General features: G+C 39.2%; 25 protein-coding genes and 1 riboswitch. Of the genes, 20 read left to right on the forward strand and 5 right to left on the reverse strand.

Annotated elements, in window-relative coordinates; all coding sequences use genetic code 11:
• The first annotated feature begins 63 nt into the window (after nucleotides 1–63).
• The 13 genes from MHB51_RS12730 (at nucleotide 64) to rpsI (ending at nucleotide 8,742) form a co-directional block, all read left to right on the forward strand.
• Nucleotides 64–717, forward strand: coding sequence for an adenylate kinase (locus MHB51_RS12730; RefSeq protein ID WP_107943490.1), 654 nt, complete (start codon nucleotides 64–66; stop codon nucleotides 715–717).
• 425 nt (nucleotides 718–1,142) lie between these two features.
• Nucleotides 1,143–1,361 (forward strand): translation initiation factor IF-1, encoded by a 219-nt coding sequence (gene infA / locus MHB51_RS12735; protein ID WP_042478660.1) that lies wholly within the window; start codon nucleotides 1,143–1,145, stop codon nucleotides 1,359–1,361.
• Nucleotides 1,362–1,398: 37 nt separating this feature from the next.
• The gene (gene rpmJ, locus MHB51_RS12740) at nucleotides 1,399–1,512 is read left to right on the forward strand and encodes a 50S ribosomal protein L36 (protein ID WP_000868344.1); all 114 of its coding nucleotides are present in this window, start codon (nucleotides 1,399–1,401) and stop codon (nucleotides 1,510–1,512) included.
• A 23-nt stretch (nucleotides 1,513–1,535) separates the two neighbouring features.
• Nucleotides 1,536–1,901 carry a 30S ribosomal protein S13 gene (rpsM, locus tag MHB51_RS12745; RefSeq protein WP_066168912.1) on the forward strand — a complete coding sequence of 122 codons (366 nt, stop codon included), beginning with the start codon at nucleotides 1,536–1,538 and terminating at the stop codon, nucleotides 1,899–1,901.
• Nucleotides 1,902–1,927: 26 nt separating this feature from the next.
• Entirely contained in the window at nucleotides 1,928–2,317 is a 390-nt protein-coding gene (gene rpsK, locus MHB51_RS12750) for a 30S ribosomal protein S11 (protein WP_036151912.1), read from the forward strand.
• Nucleotides 2,318–2,462: 145 nt separating this feature from the next.
• Nucleotides 2,463–3,407, forward strand: a complete 945-nt coding sequence (locus MHB51_RS12755) for a DNA-directed RNA polymerase subunit alpha (RefSeq protein ID WP_066168916.1) — start codon at nucleotides 2,463–2,465, stop codon at nucleotides 3,405–3,407.
• A 54-nt stretch (nucleotides 3,408–3,461) separates the two neighbouring features.
• Nucleotides 3,462–3,842, forward strand: a complete 381-nt coding sequence (gene rplQ, locus MHB51_RS12760; RefSeq protein WP_066168918.1) for a 50S ribosomal protein L17 — start codon at nucleotides 3,462–3,464, stop codon at nucleotides 3,840–3,842.
• A gap of 473 nt (nucleotides 3,843–4,315) precedes the next feature.
• On the forward strand, nucleotides 4,316–5,161 hold the full coding sequence (locus MHB51_RS12765; RefSeq protein WP_066168921.1) for an energy-coupling factor ABC transporter ATP-binding protein: 846 nt from the start codon (nucleotides 4,316–4,318) through the stop codon (nucleotides 5,159–5,161).
• Nucleotides 5,137–6,009 carry an energy-coupling factor ABC transporter ATP-binding protein gene (locus tag MHB51_RS12770; protein ID WP_066168924.1) on the forward strand — a complete coding sequence of 291 codons (873 nt, stop codon included), beginning with the start codon at nucleotides 5,137–5,139 and terminating at the stop codon, nucleotides 6,007–6,009. Before MHB51_RS12765 ends, MHB51_RS12770 begins: the two co-directional genes overlap by 25 nt.
• Entirely contained in the window at nucleotides 6,006–6,803 is a 798-nt protein-coding gene (locus MHB51_RS12775) for an energy-coupling factor transporter transmembrane protein EcfT (RefSeq protein WP_066168926.1), read from the forward strand. Before MHB51_RS12770 ends, MHB51_RS12775 begins: the two co-directional genes overlap by 4 nt.
• Nucleotides 6,804–6,815: 12 nt before the next feature.
• Nucleotides 6,816–7,565 carry a tRNA pseudouridine(38-40) synthase TruA gene (gene truA, locus MHB51_RS12780; RefSeq protein WP_342558289.1) on the forward strand — a complete coding sequence of 250 codons (750 nt, stop codon included), beginning with the start codon at nucleotides 6,816–6,818 and terminating at the stop codon, nucleotides 7,563–7,565.
• A 319-nt stretch (nucleotides 7,566–7,884) separates the two neighbouring features.
• Entirely contained in the window at nucleotides 7,885–8,322 is a 438-nt protein-coding gene (gene rplM, locus MHB51_RS12785; protein WP_066168931.1) for a 50S ribosomal protein L13, read from the forward strand.
• A 27-nt stretch (nucleotides 8,323–8,349) separates the two neighbouring features.
• Complete coding sequence (rpsI, locus tag MHB51_RS12790; RefSeq protein WP_042478678.1) at nucleotides 8,350–8,742, forward strand: 30S ribosomal protein S9; 393 nt, start codon at nucleotides 8,350–8,352, stop codon at nucleotides 8,740–8,742.
• Nucleotides 8,743–9,057: 315 nt separating this feature from the next.
• On the opposite strand, the gene MHB51_RS12795 is transcribed toward rpsI, so the two are convergent.
• The 3 genes from MHB51_RS12795 to MHB51_RS12805 form a co-directional block, all read right to left on the reverse strand.
• Nucleotides 9,058–10,458, reverse strand: coding sequence for a serine hydrolase domain-containing protein (locus MHB51_RS12795; protein ID WP_342471661.1), 1,401 nt, complete (start codon nucleotides 10,456–10,458; stop codon nucleotides 9,058–9,060).
• A complete protein-coding gene (locus MHB51_RS12800; RefSeq protein WP_342558290.1) occupies nucleotides 10,451–10,933 on the reverse strand; it encodes a MarR family transcriptional regulator in 483 nt (160 codons plus the stop codon). Before MHB51_RS12800 ends, MHB51_RS12795 begins: the two co-directional genes overlap by 8 nt.
• 654 nt (nucleotides 10,934–11,587) lie before the next feature.
• The gene (locus MHB51_RS12805) at nucleotides 11,588–12,304 is read right to left on the reverse strand and encodes a dihydropteridine reductase (RefSeq protein ID WP_066167482.1); all 717 of its coding nucleotides are present in this window, start codon (nucleotides 12,302–12,304) and stop codon (nucleotides 11,588–11,590) included.
• A 146-nt stretch (nucleotides 12,305–12,450) separates the two neighbouring features.
• Nucleotides 12,451–12,542: riboswitch (TPP riboswitch) on the forward strand.
• Nucleotides 12,543–12,651: 109 nt separating this feature from the next.
• Between MHB51_RS12805 and tenA the strand changes: the two genes are divergently transcribed.
• The 4 genes from tenA to MHB51_RS12825 are packed head-to-tail and all read left to right on the forward strand — an operon-like array spanning nucleotide 12,652 to nucleotide 15,827.
• A complete protein-coding gene (gene tenA / locus MHB51_RS12810; protein WP_066167480.1) occupies nucleotides 12,652–13,338 on the forward strand; it encodes a thiaminase II in 687 nt (228 codons plus the stop codon).
• Nucleotides 13,339–13,355: 17 nt separating this feature from the next.
• Entirely contained in the window at nucleotides 13,356–14,333 is a 978-nt protein-coding gene (locus tag MHB51_RS12815) for an ABC transporter substrate-binding protein (RefSeq protein ID WP_066167477.1), read from the forward strand.
• A 10-nt stretch (nucleotides 14,334–14,343) separates the two neighbouring features.
• Nucleotides 14,344–15,102 carry an ABC transporter permease gene (locus MHB51_RS12820; RefSeq protein ID WP_066167474.1) on the forward strand — a complete coding sequence of 253 codons (759 nt, stop codon included), beginning with the start codon at nucleotides 14,344–14,346 and terminating at the stop codon, nucleotides 15,100–15,102.
• The gene (locus tag MHB51_RS12825; protein ID WP_342558291.1) at nucleotides 15,099–15,827 is read left to right on the forward strand and encodes an ABC transporter ATP-binding protein; all 729 of its coding nucleotides are present in this window, start codon (nucleotides 15,099–15,101) and stop codon (nucleotides 15,825–15,827) included. Before MHB51_RS12820 ends, MHB51_RS12825 begins: the two co-directional genes overlap by 4 nt.
• A gap of 212 nt (nucleotides 15,828–16,039) precedes the next feature.
• On the opposite strand, the gene MHB51_RS12830 is transcribed toward MHB51_RS12825, so the two are convergent.
• The gene (locus MHB51_RS12830; protein WP_107943481.1) at nucleotides 16,040–16,963 is read right to left on the reverse strand and encodes a DsbA family protein; all 924 of its coding nucleotides are present in this window, start codon (nucleotides 16,961–16,963) and stop codon (nucleotides 16,040–16,042) included.
• 449 nt (nucleotides 16,964–17,412) lie between these two features.
• Between MHB51_RS12830 and MHB51_RS12835 the strand changes: the two genes are divergently transcribed.
• From MHB51_RS12835 to MHB51_RS12845, 3 genes are all read left to right on the forward strand, one after another.
• On the forward strand, nucleotides 17,413–17,982 hold the full coding sequence (locus MHB51_RS12835) for a TetR/AcrR family transcriptional regulator (protein WP_066167465.1): 570 nt from the start codon (nucleotides 17,413–17,415) through the stop codon (nucleotides 17,980–17,982).
• Nucleotides 17,983–18,037: 55 nt separating this feature from the next.
• On the forward strand, nucleotides 18,038–18,751 hold the full coding sequence (locus tag MHB51_RS12840) for an N-acetylmuramoyl-L-alanine amidase (protein WP_066167462.1): 714 nt from the start codon (nucleotides 18,038–18,040) through the stop codon (nucleotides 18,749–18,751).
• A 66-nt stretch (nucleotides 18,752–18,817) separates the two neighbouring features.
• Nucleotides 18,818–19,870, forward strand: a complete 1,053-nt coding sequence (locus MHB51_RS12845) for an Mrp/NBP35 family ATP-binding protein (protein WP_066167459.1) — start codon at nucleotides 18,818–18,820, stop codon at nucleotides 19,868–19,870.
• An 89-nt stretch (nucleotides 19,871–19,959) separates the two neighbouring features.
• On the opposite strand, the gene gerD is transcribed toward MHB51_RS12845, so the two are convergent.
• Complete coding sequence (gene gerD / locus MHB51_RS12850; RefSeq protein WP_342558292.1) at nucleotides 19,960–20,589, reverse strand: spore germination lipoprotein GerD; 630 nt, start codon at nucleotides 20,587–20,589, stop codon at nucleotides 19,960–19,962.
• Nucleotides 20,590–20,673 lie beyond the last annotated feature (84 nt).

Consider the following 20,673-nt stretch of genomic DNA (forward strand, 5'->3'; position numbering starts at 1 on the left):
TTTAGGGAACGATTTCGTTTCCTTAACCAGCTAGACACAGTAGCTTTTAGGGGGAAACTTCGTATGAATATCGTTTTAATGGGCCTGCCGGGTGCTGGTAAAGGTACACAGGCAGACAAAATTGTTGAGAAGTACGCAATCCCTCATATTTCTACAGGCGATATGTTCCGTGCAGCTATTAAGGACGGTACTGAGCTTGGCTTACAGGCTAAATCGTTTATGGATCAAGGTGCATTAGTACCTGATGAAGTAACAATCGGTATCGTACGTGAGCGATTATCACAACCAGACTGCGAAAAAGGATTCTTATTAGATGGATTCCCGCGTACAGTTCCTCAGGCCGAGGCGTTAAATGGCATTCTTGAAAGCCTAGGTCGTGCAATCGAACATACGATTAATATCCAAGTTGATAAAGATGAATTAATAGCACGTTTAAGTGGACGTCGTATTTGTAAGAGCTGTGGCGCTTCTTATCATTTAGTTTTCAACCCTCCAGCGGTAGAAGGCAAATGTGATAAAGATGGTGGCGAGCTTTATACACGTGCAGATGATAATCCAGAAACGGTAACAAATCGTTTGGAAGTAAATATGAACCAAGCGCAGCCTTTACTTGACTTTTACCAAGCTAAAGGTGTTTTAACGAATATTGATGGACAGCAAGATATTAACAAAGTATTTGCTGATCTTGATGCTCTATTACAGAGCGGCCGCAGCTGATACCCGACCCAGGCGCAAGTTAACTGCTTTCGCGGGAGGCATGCGGAGGCAACAACGAAACATAATTTTTGAGAGTTGCAAAAGCATATTGTACCCAATTAATACGAGAGAGGGGAGCACGGTTTTGTGTGATGATCCGATTATTGTATAGAGGGTTTCGTGGAAGCATCTGTGTAACGGGTATGAATCTCTCATCCAAGACATTCCGGCTATCGTGTTAACATAAGGAATACAGCTTCCTAAACCGGGATCTGTTCAATTCCATGGATTGTGTGAAGCGAAACCAGACGAACGTCTTTCGAACATCTCTCATACAATCCAAGCATATGTTGAGACGAGTTGCTTCTAAATAACGGAAGAAAACAGTTATAATGATTACCGGATTAGGTAGTCAGAAATTGCATATAGAAGGGAGACGAGAGTTAATGGCGAAAGATGATGTAATTGAAGTCGAAGGGACAGTTGTTGAGACTTTGCCAAACGCGATGTTTAAGGTAGAATTAGAAAATGGGCATGTAGTGCTTGCACATGTTTCTGGAAAGATTCGTATGCACTTTATCCGCATTCTACCGGGAGATAAGGTTACTATTGAGTTATCTCCATATGATTTAACTCGCGGTCGTATCACATACCGTTTTAAATAATCTTTTGCACTCCGGACTATTAAGGAGGTTAGGTTAGATGAAAGTGAGACCATCTGTGAAACCGATCTGCGAAAAGTGTAAAGTAATTCGCCGACGCGGTAAAGTAATGGTAATCTGTGAAAATCCTAAACACAAACAAAAACAAGGATAATAAATAAGGAGGTGCACACGTAAATGGCACGTATTGCTGGTGTTGATATTCCTCGCGACAAACGCGTTGTAATTTCATTAACTTACATTTTCGGTATTGGTAAAACAACTTCACAAAAAGTATTAGCAGCTGCAGGTATTGACGAAAATATCCGCGTTCGCGACTTAACTGAAGATCAATTAAACCTAATCCGTGAACAATTAGACTCACTTAAAGTGGAAGGTGACTTACGTCGTGAAGTTTCACTTAATATTAAACGTCTGATGGAAATCGGTTGTAACCGTGGTATCCGTCACCGTCGTGGTCTACCTGTTCGTGGTCAAAATACGAAGAACAACGCACGTACGCGTAAAGGTCCTCGTAAAACTGTAGCGAATAAGAAAAAATAATTAAGTAAAGGAGGTTCCTTCTTAACATGGCTCGTAAACAACAAACTCGTAAACGTCGTGTGAAAAAGAATATCGAATCTGGTATTGCACACATCCGTTCTACATTCAACAATACAATCGTAACGATTACAGATATGCAAGGTAACGCTGTATCATGGTCAAGTGCTGGTGCTCTTGGTTTCCGTGGTTCACGTAAATCTACTCCATTTGCTGCGCAAATGGCTGCAGAAACAGCTGCAAAAGCATCCCTTGAACATGGTCTGAAAACGTTGGAAGTAACTGTTAAAGGTCCTGGTGCAGGTCGTGAAGCTGCAATTCGTGCACTTCAAGCTGCTGGTTTAGAAGTAACTGCTATTAAAGACGTTACTCCAGTTCCACATAACGGTTGCCGTCCGCCAAAACGTCGTCGCGTGTAATGGGTGCAGCTTAAAGAGCGTAGTTCTTTAAGTACATCATTTCTTTGTGCAAATGTCTTGTGCAACTTATTAGTAAAGTCAATCAAGAATAACAACTATGATGGTATGAACCTATACATTGATGTTTTGAAGGAGGGTAAATTGAATGATCGAAATTGAAAAACCAAAGATTGAGACAGTGGAGATCAGCGAAGATGTCAAATATGGCAAGTTTGTTGTAGAACCGCTAGAACGCGGATATGGAAACACTTTGGGAAATTCTTTACGTCGTATCCTTCTGTCTTCATTACCAGGAGCTGCTGTAACGTCAATACAAATTGACGGCGTATTACACGAATTCTCTACTGTAGAAGGCGTTGTAGAAGATGTTGCTTCAATTATCTTAAACGTGAAAAAGTTAGCTTTAAAAATCTACTCTGACGAAGAAAAAGTCATTGAGATTGATGTAAAAGGTGATGGCACAGTAACTGCTGCTGACATCACACATGACAGTGACGTTGAAATTTTAAATCCAGATCTATATATTGCAACAATCGCTAAAAACGGTCATTTACGTATGCGTATGTATGCGCAACGTGGTCGTGGCTACACTCCTGCTGATCAAAACAAACGTGAGGATCTTCCTATCGGCGTGATCCCGATCGACTCTATTTACACTCCAGTTTCACGCGTCAATTTCCAAGTGGAAAACACTCGTGTTGGGCAAAACTCTGATTACGATAAGTTATCACTTGATGTATGGACAGATGGAAGCATCGGTCCAAAAGAGGCGATTTCACTTGGAGCGAAAATTTTAACAGAGCATTTGAACATTTTCGTAGGCATGACGAATGAAGCGCAAACTGCTGAAATCATGGTCGAAAAAGAAGAAGACCAAAAAGAAAAAGTTTTAGAGATGACTATCGAAGAACTAGATCTTTCTGTTCGTTCTTACAACTGTTTAAAGCGTGCAGGCATCAATACGGTGCTTGAATTAGCGAATAAATCAGAAGACGATATGATGAAAGTGCGCAACCTTGGTCGCAAGTCTTTAGAAGAGGTTAAAGCGAAGTTAGAAGAGCTTGGTTTAGGATTACGTAAAGAAGACTAAGCGAATTTGAAATATACAGCAAGATCAGATATTTTTTAAAGGAGGGAAACATCCATGGGTTACAGAAAACTTGGTCGTACAAGTTCTCAACGTAAAGCGATGTTACGTGACTTAGCTACTGACTTAATCATCAACGAGCGCATCGAGACTACTGAAGCTCGCGCGAAGGAAGTTCGTAAAGCTGTTGAAAAAATGATTACTTTAGGTAAGCGCGGTGATTTACATGCTCGTCGTCAAGCGGCTGCATTTATCCGTCGTGAGCTAGTAACGGCAACTGACGAAGAAGGTAACGAAACAACTTCATTCGCACTACAAAAATTGTTCGATGATGTTGCACCACGCTACGCAGAGCGTCAAGGTGGTTACACTCGTATCCTAAAAGTAGGTCCTCGTCGTGGAGACGGCGCACCTGTAGTTGTAATTGAATTAGTTTAATTTAATTCAGCGATTCAGCCAATAACACAGTTGTTTTAGAGGGGATGCCTAGTTCACCTATGAACGCTGGCACTCCCTTTCTGTAAATAATTAATTACATATTTGTGTGTAATTAAAATGATTTATACGACAAATAATTAAGCTGAGCGTTATGATGAGCGGAACACTATGTTGTTGGCGTCTCGTCTAGCTCTCCGCACCTCATTCATTCAGAGTACGGAAATGAGCAGCCGTATTCTCCTTAATGTAGTGATAAGCGCATTTCTCTGAATGAGGTGCGCGCTTTTTTATTGTATGGGATATTGGTTTACATCACCAACTTTACCATATGCACATACATAAACATAAAGTACGTTTAGGCATTTCCTGCTTGTTAACGTGCTTTATTTTTATATATGTGGGAAAGGTAGCATAATTTTTGCAAACAGTGTAATTTTAATAGTGGAGTGGAGAAAGAGAGGGGTAGCAGAGCCATGACAGAAATTTTATCTTTTCACAATGTGACATTCTCCTATACACCTGAGGATGAAACAGCGCGCAAAGCTGTGCAAAATATTTCATTTACCGTGCAGCAAGGTGAGTGGATTGCCATTGTGGGCCATAATGGCTCAGGCAAATCGACAATAGCGAAGCTAATGAATGGCTTACTATTTCCTGCTGAAGGGGAAGTACGCGTTTTACTTAATGCTTTAACAGAGGAAAACCTGTGGGATGTACGTTCAAAAATGGGTATGGTATTTCAAAATCCTGATAATCAATTTGTTGGTGCAACAGTACAAGATGATGTTGCATTTTCCTTAGAAAATAACGGTGTGCCGTATGAAGAGATGGTAGCACGCGTAAAAGATGCATTAAAGCAAGTAAAGATGGATCAGTTTTATAACCATGAACCACATCACTTATCTGGTGGACAAAAGCAGCGGGTTGCCATTGCAGGCGCTTTAGCAATCCACCCGAAAGTTTTAATATTAGACGAGGCTACATCGATGCTAGACCCACAAGGGCGTGATGAAGTGTTAAGTACCGTTCAAGCCTTGCGTGAAAAAATCGGACTTACCGTTATTTCGATTACACACGATTTAGAGGAAGCGATGCTAGCAGACCGTATTATTTTTATGAATGATGGTAAAAAATACGCAGAAGGTACACCGAGCGAAATTTTTTCATTAGGTGAGCAATTAATTACATTTGGCTTAGACTTACCTTTTGCGATGAAGATGACAAAGCTCCTGCAGCAACAAGGTGTAAAGCTGTTAGGACAACATATGACAGAAGAAGAGCTGGTGAATGATTTATGGACATCAAACTTCAACAAGTAAGTTATGCTTATGGAAAAGATACACCCTTTGAGAAATATGCGCTATTTGATGTGGATTTGACGATTACTCACGGGACCTATCAAGCAATTATCGGACATACAGGCTCAGGGAAATCAACAATCTTACAGCATTTTAATGGATTATTAAAGCCATCTACGGGTGAGGTGCACATCGGTGAGCGCGTAATTGAAGCAGGCAAAAAGGCAAAGGAATTAAAGCCTATACGCCAAAAAGTAGGCATTGTCTTTCAATTTCCAGAGCATCAACTATTTGAAGAAACAGTATTAAAAGATATTATGTTTGGTCCGATGAATTTTGGCGTTTCGGAAGAAGAGGCAGAGCGACGTGCACGTGAGCTAATTACACTTGTTGGATTACCTGACGAAGTGTTAGAAAAGTCACCTTTTGATTTATCAGGGGGACAAATGCGTCGTGTGGCAATTGCAGGTGTTTTAGCGATGCAGCCAGAGGTTATCGTATTAGATGAACCGACAGCAGGCTTAGACCCACGTGGTCAAAAAGAAATTATGGACATGTTTTACCAGTTGCATAAGCAGCAAGGGTTAACGACAATTCTCGTAACACATAGTATGGAGGATGCTGCACGCTACGCTGATCAAGTTGCCATTATGCATGAAGGGCGCTGTGTGCTAACTGGGCAGCCGAGGGAGATTTTTGCAGACGTGGAGACATTAGCGAAATATCGTTTAGAGCCACCACGTATCATTCGTTTCCAGCATCGAGTTGAAAAGCTTATAGGTGAAATTTTGCCGAAAATATGCTTAACAGAGGAAGAGTTAGCGATTGAATTAGCACAGGTTGTAAAGAAGGGGCGTGACCAACAATGATGGAGAAAATGATTTTTGGGCGCTATATTCCTGGAAATTCCTTCGTACATAAGCTTGACCCGCGTGCTAAGCTCATTTTCGTATTTGCCTTTATCATTGTTGTCTTTTTAGCAAACAATATAATCACTTACGGGTTACTTCTTGCATTTACGTTGTTCATTGTATTGATTTCCCGCATTCGACTCTATTTTTTAATTAATGGTTTGAAGCCAATTATCTTTTTAATGGTATTTACGTTTTTACTGCATACGCTATTTACGCGTGAGGGAGCAGTTGTATTAGATTTGGGCTTTTTAAAAATTTATGAGCAAGGCTTGAGACAAGGTATTTTTATTTCAATCCGCTTTTTAGTGCTTGTTTTTATGACATCCATTTTAACATTAACGACATCGCCGATTTCAATTACGGACGGTTTGGAAGTGCTATTGAATCCATTAAAGAAATTAAAAGCGCCTGTACATGAGCTCGCACTCATGATGTCAATATCATTACGCTTTATCCCAACTCTAATGGATGAAACAGATAAAATTATGAAAGCTCAAATGGCACGAGGCTCAGATTTAAGCGCTGGTCCATTAAAAAATCGTTTAAAGGCAGTTGTTCCATTGCTTGTTCCACTTTTTGTGAGTGCCTTTAAGCGTGCCGAGGATTTAGCGACAGCGATGGAGGTGCGTGGCTATCGTGGTGGCGAGGGGAGAACACGCTATCGTCAATTGAAATGGGATTACCGCGATACAATTTGCTTAGTGTCCCTTGTCATACTGACGGCATTGCTTGTATTTTGCCGAAACTAGAGGTGATACCTTATGAGATTAAAAGCAATTATTAGCTATGATGGCACACAATTTGCTGGCTATCAAGTGCAGCCAGGCGAGCGCACAGTGCAGCTAGAACTAGAGAAAGTATTGATGAAAATGCATAAAGGTGAGCGTGTGCATGTGACGGCAAGTGGGCGTACAGATGCGCGTGTTCATGCGACAGGGCAAGTTATTCATTTTGATACAACGCTGACGATTCCTACTGATAATTATCAAAAGGCATTAAATGTTCAACTGCCAAGCGATATTCGGGTTTTAGGTGTTGAACAAGTAGCAGACGACTTTCATGCGCGCTATAGTGCGACAGGCAAGCGTTATCGTTACATTTGGGATTGCAGTAAAGTCCAAAGCCCATTTCGCCGTTTTTATACAGTTGAAACGAAGGGCATTAAGCCAAATATAGAGCCCATGCGTGAGGCTGCACAGTCAATTGTCGGCACACATGATTTTACTTGCTTTTGCGCGGCGAATACAAGCGTTGTAGATAAAGTGCGCACCGTCTATTCACTAAATTTAGAATGGGTTGGTGACGAGCTACATATGACGATTGCAGGCAATGGTTTCCTATACAATATGGTGCGCATCATTGCAGGAACACTCTGGGAGGTCGGAACGGGTCGCCGCGATGTTTGTGCAGTGGCACAGGCAATCGAGGCACAGGACCGCAGTAAGGCAGGAAAGACAGCACCGGCACATGGACTTTACTTGGAGGAAGTTTTTTACGCAATAAACGCATAGTAATTTATCCCGCATTAACTGGCAGTAAGCCTCCCACTTCAAGACTTAAGTAAGGATGCCCGTAAAAGCCCGATTGCTTCAACTAACAATCAGTGGGGATGAGGAAAACCTTCACTGATTGAAGTTTCATTTTATCAATTATTTGGATTTTTCGTCTTTAACAACATCACCGTGTGTTCAATAAAAATTCTTGACTTATAACGCAATACGTTATATGATGATGTATGGTATTTTCATTACCACCACAAATAAGCCCCGAAACTTATAGTGTTTAATAATGAAAAATAACGGTAATCGAATCGATTAGGAGGATATATACATGCGTACAACATTCATGGCTAAAGGTCACGAAGTAGAGCGTAAATGGTTAGTAGTTGACGCAGAAGGCCAAACTCTTGGACGTTTAGCTTCTGAAGTAGCTTCTATTTTACGCGGTAAACATAAACCAACTTTCACACCACACGTTGACACAGGTGATCATGTAATCATCATCAACGCTGATAAAATTGAGTTAACAGGTAATAAATTAGAAGGTAAAATCTACTACCGTCACACTCAATTTACTGGTGGTTTAAAACAACGTACAGCTGGCGAAATGAAAGAAAAATACCCAACTCAAATGATTGAGTTAGCGGTTAAAGGGATGCTTCCTAAAAACTCTTTAGGTCGTCAAATGTTCAGCAAACTTAATGTTTATGCTGGCCCAGAGCACCCACATGCAGCGCAAAAACCAGAAGCTTATGAGCTTCGTGGATAATATACTACATTAATAGGAGGAATAACCTTGGCACAAGTTCAATACATCGGCACAGGTCGCCGTAAAAGCTCAGTAGCACGCGTACGTTTAGTACCAGGCGAAGGCAAAATCGTAATCAATAACCGTGATGTTGCTGATTACCTACCATATGAAACTTTACTTTTAATTATCAACCAACCACTTGAAGCTACTGAAACAAAAGGTAGCTATGATGTTCACGTAAACGTAAACGGTGGTGGTTTCACTGGTCAAGCTGGTGCAATCCGTCACGGTATCGCACGCGCTTTATTACAAGTTGACCCAGATTTCCGTCCAGCACTTAAATCTGCTGGTTTATTAACACGTGATGCACGTATGAAAGAGCGTAAAAAACCAGGTTTACGCGGCGCTCGTCGTTCACCACAGTTCTCAAAACGTTAATATCGTTGTTATATCAACGTTTTTCAAAACTCTCTCTCGATTGTCGAGAGAGAGTTTTTTTATGCTTTATACTAAAAAAATTTAGTAGATAATTCAAAAATGGACCTTTAGCTATTCGAGTCTTTTAATTTTCTTAGTCTTTCAAGTTAATAGAATAGGGCATGTTTGAAAAGCCATTTTGAGACACAACTCCTATAATGAATAACTGCGGGAGCGAATCTTTTGTGTGCCGAAAGCAAAACGGCAGGTACATAGGTTTTCCCTGCATCGTTTCCTGCATAAACATCTTGCTTAAACTACTGAATAGGTAATATTTCAGTTGTGATCTGCATGATTAAAATCCCATTTATCCTCGGTTAATGATTGACGCACTGCTGTTTGTACTTCAACACCATTAACAATCCTTATTAATTCCTTACCGTTCTCTGTTATAAAACTAACCTCTATTGATAATCCTCTCAAGAAGAATTCTTTCTCTGCTTTAGCGTATAATTCAAGTTTCATTGTACCGGGCATTTCGATAAATAGTCTGTTGTTTTCTAATGAAACATGAATGATTAAATCCGGGTGTTCCGTTAGTGCATAATCACCGACAAGGCGTTTTAAAACATTTACTGGAATGACTCTGGCACGCTTTAATAGAGGTTTTTCCTTAGCAAGTTCATAAGGCTCATCAAAAGCTACTTGCTCGATTGCGTATAAGACATGTTGGTCAAAATCGAAATCTTGTTCTTTATTTCTTAGTACAATAACAACAATATCATGATCGATGAAGCGTCTAAGATGTGTAACATATCCTGGCCAGCCGCCACTATGCCAAATGATTCGTCCTTTTTTCTTGATATCCTCTAAGATCCAACCAAAACCATAGCTAAGTGGTGTTTGGGTTTTTGTCACCGCTGGTGTATAAGCTTCTTTTAGTAATTCGTCATTGATTAAATTTCCGGTGTTTAGAGCACGTTCATAAAGATATAAATCCTTGACAGTTGATTGAATACCACCATCACCAAGTATTCCATCTAAATAAATAACCATTTTGGACTCTTCGAAATCATCAGCCAAAACGTACTCGCCTGCATATACATCATAGACATAACCGTATGCATAATCTTCAATTTCAATCTTTTCTTTTCTAACACCAATAGCTTGAGTGCGAGTCATTTGAAGTGGCTTAAAAATATTTTCTTGTAAAAAGTAGGGGAAACCCATGTTGGTTACACGCTCAACAATGAGCGCGAGTAAAATATAGCCCGTGTTACTATATTCAACACGCTCATTTGGTGCAAATAGACGGTGGGGTTTGTACTTGACTAAATATCTAAGTAAGTCGTCATTGTCTGCGATTTTCGTTTTATCCCAGTATTTCTCAAACAAATCTAAATAATCGGGGAGTCCGCTCGTATGGTTAAGTAGATGTCTAATCGTAATGCCTTCATAAGGTAGATTAGGTATCCATTTCTGCACGAAGTCCTCAAGATTTAGTTTGCCTTCCTGAACGAGTAGTAAAATTGCAGTTGCTGTAATTGGCTTTGAGACAGATGCAAGGTTGAATAAAGATTGTGATGTTAATGGACGTTTTGTTGACAAGTCAGCATTACCAAAAGCTCCTTCGTATAAAATCTCGCCTTTTTTAGCAACAAGGACTGTACCATTTAACAATTCCCTTTCCTTAATTTCATTGAATAAACTTTCTAAGTTAGCCTTTGTGTTAGTCATGATTGTTTTCCTCCTCATCTTGTTTTGTATATGTCTTTTCTACAATGTTACTTAGCTTTGTGATAATCCTTTTGAGTTCTTCCATTTCACTCAATTCCATTTGTGTGTAAATACGATTAATAATTTGACGATTTATTTTTTCTTCTTTTTCAAAATATCGAGTTCCCTTATCTGTCAGTTGCACAAGTATTTCACGTCTATTTTGTGAATTAATAGTCCTCACTAAATAATTTCCATCTTCAAGTTTATTAACAATCTGTCCAACAGCGCTTGATGTTATTTTCATTAGTCGAGCAATTTCTCCAATAGAAATTTTTCCGTAATCTTTAACAATATCCATTAAAATTGTTTGATTCCTAGAAAGATTATCATCTAGTAAAGATTGATATTCTTTTATGATGATTTTATTCATCGTATAATGCATGTCATTTATTTCAGTAACGAGTTCAAATAATTCATCTTTATTTTTTTTCATATTAATAACCTCCTTATATTATAAAGTTTACTTTATTATAAAGTGGACTTTAATATTGGTCAAGATTAATAAAACATTTATATTTATCCGCTTTGCCGTTGAAGATATACAAATTTCCATTAAACTATGTACAAAAACGCTCACTTAATGATGTATAAAATCACTTGCCATCTAGAACTAGATGATTTTTTAAACGATAGGAATTGCCAACGGTAGTGACAACTACTGAGGTTTAGACCAACATGATATTGCCCACTCAGTCGCTCGCACATATGTTGCGGCGGTACTAGACTAGGTCTCCCTTTATCAGCGTGTCGTCTCGCCACTCGCTAAAATCAATCTAATGCATGAATATTATTTCTCCACTTATTTACTTTGTTAAATAGGGGCTGTCCTAAAGCCGTGCATAGCCGGCATTTTGGACAGTTAGCGATGATATTTCATAAGATGTTGATACATATAAACAGAAAACGCCTCTTTTAAAAATGGGATGAACATTGACTTTAGCAGTGTACTCCTTCAGTAAAAGGGAAGCGATGAAAACATTGATTTCAATACAGTGACAAAAAATGGATTTTCGGTCAACTCCACAAATGAAGCGTCCAAAATGTAGTGCTTTAGCACACTTTTTGAACGCTTCCTCACTAAGATATATTAAACTGGTAAATCCAATGATAAAAACTCAGCACGTTGTTGTGCGTGCTTGTCGAGCATAATTTGTTCAGGCTGGATGCCTTGTTCACGTAGTATTTCAATGTTTTGTGCAAGGAATTCATCGCTGCCAACAACGTAGAATAAACCTTCTTTGTCTGCGGCTAGATTTTTCACTTCTTCATAATAGTCTTTGCGATTATCGACGAACTGTGCGATGAATTTCTTGGCAGGTGCAGATTCAAAAATATTTGGGAATAAGAAATCCTTTGTGGAATCGATATTTAGTGAATGAATTTGATTCACATTGTCTGCACGCTCTAAATAATCAAGTACAAGTGGTCTAAAAGTAGCTAAGCCGACACCAGATGATAGCAGATAAATATTTTTATTATCTCTTTTTAGCGGTACATTCGAATGTGTTTTAAAGATTGCTACTTCAGTGCCAATTTCAATATTTTTTAAAATCGATTTGAATTCAGAGCATTGTTCTTTAATGCGTGTTGTAATACCGATTGAATTTTCGTGCGGTAAAGTGGAGATTGACATATGGCGGATGAGCGCGCGGTTTGGCTTTTCTCCAGCATTAAATCCCTTTAGTGCGAAATGGGTGTGCGAGCCTTCTTCCCATGTAAAGCCCTCTGGAAGGTCCAGCATGTATGTTTTAACCTCAGGCGTTTCTTCAATAATCTTATTTATTTTCGTCCAGTAAATTTGCATTATATCTTCTCCTCACTTATTTGTATGTCACTATCTACTATACAATAAGTGATAACTATTCTCAATTAAATAGATTGATTATTTTAAAGAATATTTGACATTTAATTTTAATGCGTTATGATGGATTTGAAATTAAAATATGATTCTTTTTCTACTAGGGGTGCCAAATAATGGCTGAGACTTACTCTTAGAACCTGATCTCGTTAGTACGAGCGGAGGGAAGTAGATGGGAAATGAATTCGTTTAATAACGATGTATTTTGGCATATATTTGCTTACTTCATTCAAAAACGAAACCCTCCTACTAGTGTTCCTTTTAGAAAAAGAACAAATTAGGAGGGTTTTTTTATGAAATTTACTGATGAATTACGTTTAGCAACAAAGGAGAGCTGGGAGAAAAGCTTAAATCACCCATTTGTACAAGGCATTGTGAAGGGGGATTTACCTCTTGAAATTTTCAAAAATTATATTTTGCAAGATATCTATTATTTGAACCATTATGCAAAAATTCATGCGCTGGCAGCGGCACAAGCAGAGGATTTCGCGATTACCGCTTTTCTGGCAGAAAAAGCGCGCAATACCGCACAAGCTGAATTAGGGGTGCATGAAGCACATGCGAAAATATTAAATATTACTGAGGAAGATATGGAAAGTTTCAAGCCAGCACCAACTGCTTACGGCTATACATCACATTTATATCGCTCAACAATGTATGGAAATTTAGCCTATATTATTTCGGCTATGTTGCCATGCTATTGGCTATATGCTGATATTGGCAAGGCTTATGAGCACGCAAATCCAGAAACTGAAATTTATCGCAATTGGCTTGCGACATATGCGAGCGATTGGTTCCAAGAGGCAACACAGGCTCAAATTGATTTATTAAACTCACTTGTGGAGGATATGAACGAAAAAGAAAAAGAGAAGGTGAAGGAACAATTTATTATCGCAAAGGAATATGAACTAGCATTTTGGGAGATGTCCTATACATTTGAAAAATGGTTATCACAGCGTGATGAGAAAGTGAAGTCATAGGTGGGGGATATATTGCCATGCGAATAGTCTTGAAATATTTAGCATTATTATCACTAATCTTCCTTTTAACGAGCTGTCAGACAAAGGAAGGGAATGAAAAGGTTCAACTGTTCTTAGATTGGACGCCAAATACAAATCATACAGGAATTTATGTAGCAAAGGAAAAAGGATTTTTTGAAGAAGTAGGCTTAGACGTTGAAATTATGCTGCCAGGCGAGGTACGTGCGGAGCAAATTGTAGGGTCTGGCAAGGGGCAATTCGGAATTAGCTTTCAAAATCAAGTAACGCAAGCGCGTTCAGAAGGTCTTCCTATTGTTTCAATCGCTGCGATTATTCAGAAAAACACTGGAGGCTATTATACGCCAAAGGCAAAGGGAATTAAAACGCCAAAAGACTTTGAAGGGCATATATACGGTGCATATGGCTCGGAATTAGAAAAAGCTTCTTTACAGGCTGTTATGAATAAAGAAGGTGGAGATGCTTCGAAAATTGAGACGGTACAAGTCGGCAATACAGATTATTTTGTAGCGCTAGAGCGAGACATCGATTTTGTCAGTATTTTTTATGCATGGACAGGTATTGAAGGTGAGATTCGTGATGCGGATATGCATTTTATTAAAACGACTGATTATGCGCCAGAGTTAGATACTTACTCACCCCTTATTATTACGAACGATAAAATGATTGAAGATAATCCTGATACAGTGCAAGCCTTCATTAATGCTGTATATAAAGGCTATGAGTTTGCAATTGATAACCCACAGAAATCGGCGGATATTTTAATTGCTGCAGAGCCCGACCTTCAGCCAGAGCTTGTGAGACGCAGTCAGGAGTGGCTATCTCCTCACTATAAAGAAGGTGCAGAGGCTTGGGGTGTTCAAGAGGCAAGTCGATGGGAAAACTTTGCGGAATTTATGGTAAAGCATCAGATTATCGGTGAAGTAGATATTCAACAAGCATTTACAAATGAATTTATCGCGAACGCAATGAAGTGAGGAAACAGCTATGAGAATAGAAAATATGTGGAAGTCGGTGCTAGCTCTTCTAATCGCAATTACTCTTTGGGAAATAGCAGTGAAGCTGTTGCAGATTGAAGTATGGGTACTACCTGCACCTTCCGTTATCGCAAAGGAAATGTTCATTGTTTTCCCCGCCATTTTCCCGCATATGCTGGCGACGATAAAGCTTGTATTCGTCGGTTTTTCGTCAGCCATTGTGTTAGGTATTAGTGTCGCAACAATGTTACATATTTTGCCGACTGCACGGGAAATCGTTATGCCGTTTCTCGTTATTTCTCAAAATATCCCAACAATTGTGCTAGCACCACTTTTAATGATTTGGTTTGGTCTAGGAGATTTCCCGAAATATTTAATTATCGCAACGACAGCCTTTTTCCCAATCACCATTGCAACGCTTGATGGATTTAGACAAACTGAGCGTGATTTGATGCATTATATGCAAATGATGGGAGCGACGAAAAAGCAAATTTTTTTAAGGTTGCAATTACCTGATGCAATCCCAAGCATCTTCTCAGGAATAAAAATTGCTGCAACGTATAGTGTGATGACAGCCGTTGTAGCAGAATGGCTAGGTGCACAAAAAGGAATTGGCGTATTTATGACGTTATCTGCCTCCTCCTACAGAACGCCACGTGTTTTCGTTGCAATCGTTATAACAATTATTCTGAGCTTGGCATTTTTCGGACTATTTTTAGCACTTGAGAAATGGTTTACGCGCTGGAAACGAAATGAGGGAGTACAATGAGTCTGCACATTGAGCAGCTACATCATTCTTTCGGAGAAAAAAAGATACTTTCCGCTATTTCTTTCACTGCACAGGATGGCGAGTTTGTTTCTATATTAGGACCTTCTGGTAGTGGGAAAAGTACTTTGTTTCATCTTATTGGAGGCGTTTTAAAGCCTGAGCAAGGGCAAATTATGTTAAATGATTGTGATATTACGAGTGAAAGTGGAAATATGAGCTACATGCCTCAAAGTCCGTCGCTTTTTCCTTGGAGAACAGTATTGCAAAATGCAATGCTTGGCAGTGAGTTAGCGGGGAAAGCAGATGAAGCACAGGCGATTGAATTATTGCAGAAGGCCAATTTGGGAGAGATGGTGAACGCTTATCCCCATCAATTATCAGGCGGAATGAAACAGCGTGTGGCATTTATTCGAGCGTTGCAAAGCCCGCAATCCCTTATCTGCTTAGATGAACCTTTCTCTGCATTAGATTCTTTTACGAAAAAAGAAATGCAGCAATGGTTGCTTAACATGTGGGAAGCGTATGACAAATCCATTTTATTCATTACACATGACATTGAAGAAGCCCTTTTCCTGTCGGACAAAATTATTATCTTATCAACAAACCCAGCAACTGTAAAAGCATCTATAAAAATTCCTTTTAAGCGTCCGCGGGATGAGCAATTATACTTGAGCGATGAGTTTTTACAATGGAAGAAAAAAATCGTTGAGGTACTTAAAGGATAATTGGAGGGTGTCCAAAAGGCTGTATATAGCCGACTTTTTGGACACCGATGCTGGTGTTTTTGGGAAATTTAACTCATTGAAATAGAGGGCTTACTTTAAAACGAAAGAAATACAGGATTTAACGATTTATCTGCTACATGAAAGAGAAGAAATGGAAGTATTGCTTTCAATGTACTTCCAACATAAAATTACCGTTTCAAATAGCACTTACTTTAGTTAGTAGCTGTAAAATAAAATTCACCTAGAATTTCATTTACTTTATATTGATCTGGTGCAAGCTCCTTTTCAATAAAAGAAATAATATCTGATTGTTCAACATCGTACATCACTTCAATTTCTTTAGAAAATAGTAGCTTTTCTTTTTGTAGCAAATTAGCAAAGGATGGTCGCTGCTTCGGTTTTAGTTGTTCCGAATTTAAAACTTGCTTTAATCCATCGATGTAATAGTGAAGCGGGCGACCGCCGACAATTCGAACGCCTTTATTTTCTTCATTCATCATAATAACCGTAGGAAAGCCTCGAGCACCTAAGCTTCTAGTAAGAGCAAAATCCTCATTCAATAATTGCTGACCAACCGGTAGCTCAGCTTCATTGACAATAGCCTCTCCATTAAGCCCAAGTTTATTTATGATTTCTGTTAAAACAGATGAATCTGAAATGTTTTGATTAAATGCAAAAAGCGCTTCTCTTGCGCGGCGTAAAAACGTAAATGCCATCGCATCACTGTGCTGCTTTTGAATTATTTTGAAAACACGAGAAGGCGGGTACGAAGATTGAACGGGATTATCAAGCATCAAACTACCGTCAATAGGCATTCTCGAAAATTCGCCAACTTCTCGCCAATGACCAGCAACATCCGCTGGTTTGTGAATTCCGTTTGCAGGGTCGATTGGTCCATCATGCCATTTTTCTAGCAAGCCGCCCATAACTGTATGGAGGTTAAAATAATGACCATATTGCTCTACAAAACGACGAAGCTCAGGTTCAATTGCCCAGCAATGGGAGCAAATTGGGTCGGTTACATAATAAAGATTAATCAATTTTTGTGGTTGATTAAAATCAATCACCTCAATCTCCTCTTCACCAGCTACACCGCAGACACCTGTTTTTAAATCACACACTATATTGTTTTTCAATTCATTTTACCTCCTCTATAAGAATTGGGGCTGTCCGAAAAGTACATTTTGTTTTGCCACCGCATTGAAATGAATGTTTTCATTGCTTCCCTTTTACTGAAGGATAACACTGCTAAAGCCAATGTTCATCCCATTTTTAAAAGAGGCGTTTTCAGTTTATATGAATCTCCATTTTGCGAAACATCATTGCTACTGTCCAAAATGCCGGCTATGCACGGTTTTTTGGACAGCCTCTTAAAACGTTTTCAATGCAGTAGACCAGGCGACAACTTCATTAAACATAGCTTGAACAGTTGCTTCATGAAATGGTGCTAGTTTATAAGCAAAATGTATTATTTGTCTTACAATTGGATTGTAGGTCATAATTAAAATGAGCAACACCAATAGTTCTATGAATTTGTCGTTTATACAACATATTAAAGAAATTGTTTAAAAAAGGAGTGATAAAAATGACTCAAGCAAAGGCGGACCCTCGAGTTTTACGCACCCGCAAATTAATTATTGATTCTTTCATTGAGCTTTCAGGAAAAAAAGAATTTAAAGACATTACTATAAAAGATATAACAGCGGAAGCAATGATTAATCGCGCTACTTTTTATTATCATTTCGAGGATATATATGACCTATTAGAGAAGGTGCTCTCGGAAGTGCTGTTAGTTAATTTAGATTACGACTTTTATAAGAGGAATGAATTAAATGAAGAGGTTTTTGTCAATATCTTTCAAGCGATAACAAATTTCCAAAAATCATTATCGAATCGTTGCCATCGAGGTTACGAGGATACGATTGCGCGTATCATTCGAGAGCAACTTGAAATTATTTTCTACAAAATGTTAGTAAGACAACAAACAAAGAAAGAGACTGAAGCATTAAAAATTACAGCTGTTATCTTGAGCTGGGGCATTTATGGTGCGTCGGTAGAATGGAGAAGAGCCGATGAAAATGTATCACCAGAAGAATTTATAAAATCAGCTATTCCGTATATACTTTCAGGGATTGATTTTGGTACTACAAACTAAAAGAACGCATATGCACGTCCATTTTTGCGTATAGTAAGTCAAAGGTGGTGTGCATATGAAGCGTTGGTTAGCGCTGATTGTTATTATGTTTAGCTGTATGATGATTGTCGTTTATGAAACAAGTGCCTCCGATAAGCGCTTTTTTTTGCCGGAGCCATTGGGTGGGGTGAAAATAGTGCTTGATGCAGGGCATGGAGGTATTGATGGTGGCGCTTCTAAAGGTGATGTTATTGAAAAGGATATTACGCTAGCTATTACTGAAAGAGTTGCTCGTCAATTGAAACGATTAGGGGCCGAGGTAGTGATGACTCGTACGACAGACGAGGATGTACTAGCTGAGCATGCACCGAACGAGCAATTCTCGACATTGCGTGAGCGTAAAAAACAAGATATCTTTTTGCGAGAAACAATTGTTCAAGAGCAACAGCCCGATTTATTCATTACCATTCACGCTAATGCAATCCCGAACAGTAAATGGCGCGGTGCACAAGTGTTTTATCATAAGGAAGGCGATGCCAATAGTGAGCTTTTAGCAAAAACGATTCAAGAGTCTATCCGGGAGCATCTACAAAATACAGACCGAGAGGCATTATCGATTAAGGAAATTTATTTATTAAAAAAGGCGCAAGTGCCAGCAGTACTAGTGGAAACGGGCTTTTTAAGCAATGATGAGGAGAGAGCATTATTGACCGACCCGGGCTACCAAGAAAAAATGGCACTGGCCATTGCTCGCGGCATTGAGAACTATTATTTCATGGAACTCCAATAGCTATATTGCGACGAGGGGTGTGTTATACTACTAGGTGGATATAAAAATAGGGGAGTGTTTTACGAAATGAACGAACAACAAGTCAGAGAACTGTTGGGACAACTACAAGATCCTTTTTTACATAAAACATTAGCAGAAACGAATGGCATTGTAAATGTTAACATTAAAGAAGAAAAAGGCCATGTTAGTGTAAAAATCGCAATTGCGAAAACAAATACACCTGAACAAATGACGCTACAAATGAAAATTGTTGAAGTGTTAAAGGAAAATGGGGCACAATCTGTAGGTATTCGATTCGAAGAACTGTCAACTGAAGCTTTAGAGGCATTTCGTGGGCAAGCTACGGAAGCGCAGGCTCAAGATATTTTATCGCCATTATCCACTGTACAATTTATTTCTATTGCCTCTGGTAAGGGTGGTGTAGGTAAATCGACAGTGTCGGTAAATATGGCTGTGGCATTAGCGCGTCTTGGTAAAAAAGTAGGGCTGATTGATGCCGATATTTATGGCTTCAGTGTGCCAGACATGATGGGTATTGGGGAAATGCCTGTTGTTAAGGAAAACCGTATTTATCCTGTAGAACGTATGGGCGTAAAAGTGATTTCAATGGGCTTCTTCGTTGAAAATAATGCACCGATTGTATGGCGTGGTCCAATGCTTGGGAAAGTGTTAGATCAATTTTTCCGCGATGTAGAGTGGGGGGATATAGATTACCTACTATTAGATTTACCGCCAGGGACAGGGGACGTGGCGTTAGACATTCACCAGATGCTGCCGTCTTCAAAAGAAATTGTTGTAACGACACCACATCCAACAGCAGCGTTTGTCGCGGCACGAGCAGGCGCAATGGCACTGCAAACAAATCATGAAATTTTGGGTGTTATTGAGAATATGGCGTGGTATGAATCGAAAACAGGTGAAAAAGAGTTTGTCTTTGGACGTGGTGGAGGTCCGAAATTAGCAGATGAGCTACGCACGCAATTACTAGGTCAAATTCCATTAGGACAACCTGATTGGACGGAGGCAGATTTTGCTCCTTCTATTTATGCTGAGGATCATCCAACAGGACAAATTTATTTAGAAATTGCTCGTCAAATGGTCGATAAATTAAAAAAATAAGCAGAGGGCTGTCTGAAAAGAGAATAACTTCAGACAGCCCATATTATTTATTCTATACAAAAGGGAAGCGTGATGTACTTTAGTAGATGTTACTCCTGACTCTTATCTTGGTCTTTCTCTTTAGACTCCTTAGACTCCTTAGACTCACCCGAATCGGATCCACCTGAATCGGACCCTCCCGAAGAGCTGCTCGCTTCACCACTTTGCATAATTAATTGCTGCCATTTAGATTGCAGGAGAGGGTTATCAATCGTATCCATTACAATCTGTTCCATCTGTTTCCGAAGTGGGGCGCTTTTTAAAATAGTCTCAAGCTGCTTTTGCATTTCTGCTTGTCCAAAAAATGACTGTAAATCTTCTTGATAGGAGGCGTCCTTTATTAGCCCTTTTAAAATAGCCTCTTGCTGTTCCTGCATACTTTTAGCAATTGCTTCTTTAAATTTTGGATCCTGAAACGTCTTTTTCCAAAAATCTTCAGCTTCTTGGGATAATAAAGTTTGCTCTGTAGCTTGCTTTACTTCATCGCTGTCGAGTATTAGTAGCTCGCGAAACTTCGGATCCTCTAGTATTTGGCGGATTGCCTTTTTCCCGTCCTCAGTTTGAATAGAGTCAACCATAATTTTTTTCACTTCATCGTATGACAATGTAGCCGATTTTGATTCAGTACATCCAGCGAGTAAAATTAAAGAAAAAATAATAATTCCGATTCGATACATCATTTATCCTTCCTTTCGTCTTAGTTCAGCAGAAAAACCTCGTTTTACGGAGCGAAAAACAAATTTTTTTATTTCATTTAACTTACT

Origin of the sequence: Metasolibacillus sp. FSL K6-0083, assembly GCF_038630865.1 — a bacterium.
Taxonomy (GTDB): domain Bacteria; phylum Bacillota; class Bacilli; order Bacillales_A; family Planococcaceae; genus Metasolibacillus; species Metasolibacillus fluoroglycofenilyticus.